This window comes from Christiangramia aquimixticola, assembly GCF_048285835.1.
In the GTDB taxonomy this organism is placed as follows: domain Bacteria; phylum Bacteroidota; class Bacteroidia; order Flavobacteriales; family Flavobacteriaceae; genus Christiangramia; species Christiangramia aquimixticola.
Window position 1 is genome coordinate 1 of the sequence record NZ_JBLVTL010000079.1, and the last position, 354, is coordinate 354.

The window sequence follows — 354 nt, forward strand, 5'->3', positions numbered from 1 at the left end:
ATTCACGTCACTATGAGGTATGTAAATACCTCTCTATTGATGAGCATACGGCTATTCCCGATGTGGTTTTGGTAAGCACAGTGGTTTGGGATCAGTTGAGTCCAGAGGAACAACAATGGATGCAGGAAGCTGCAGATGAGTCTGCCATTTATCAATCCGAGCTATGGAAAGCTTCTGTGGAAGAATCCATGAGGGAAGTACAAAAGGCTGGTGTTCAAATTAGTTATCCTTCCAAAGAGCCATTCCAAACTCAAGTACAATCTGTTTATGAGTTGGTGACCAAAGAGAATCCGCAATTAGGTCAACTCATCCAACGAATTCAAAACACAAAGTGATGATATTGAAAGAGAAATT

1 protein-coding gene is annotated in these 354 nt (G+C 41.0%); it reads left to right on the forward strand.

The features are described from left to right. Positions 1 to 335, forward strand: a 335-nt coding sequence (gene dctP, locus ACNKXV_RS13590; RefSeq protein WP_417908268.1) for a TRAP transporter substrate-binding protein DctP, incomplete at its 5' end; no start/stop codon positions are given. Between the last annotated feature and the right edge of the window lie 19 nt (positions 336 to 354).